General features: G+C 67.1%; 1 protein-coding gene. It reads left to right on the forward strand.

What is annotated here, in order from left to right:
* Nucleotides 1-237: CopD family protein (locus KZZ06_RS22210; RefSeq protein ID WP_219582061.1), on the forward strand; the 237-nt coding region annotated here is incomplete at both ends.

Below are 237 nucleotides of genomic sequence, written 5' to 3' on the forward strand. Positions count from 1 at the left end.
GCGGACCTGGCAGACCCGCCTGCTGCGCATCATCGTCAATCCGGCCATGATCCTGGCCTGGGGCTTCGGTCTGTGGCTGATCCACCTGGACACGGTGGCGCGCGGCGCGTCCTTCCTGCTCGAGCCGTGGATGCTGACCAAGCTTCTGGGCGTGCTTCTGCTCAGCGGCTGGCACGGTTTTCTCGCCGGCCAGCGGCGCAGGATCGCGGCGGGGACATCGAAATATTCCGGCCGCTT

The sequence above is a fragment of the Sulfitobacter sp. CW3 genome, from assembly GCF_019392245.1.
Taxonomy (GTDB): Bacteria; Pseudomonadota; Alphaproteobacteria; order Rhodobacterales; family Rhodobacteraceae; genus Sulfitobacter.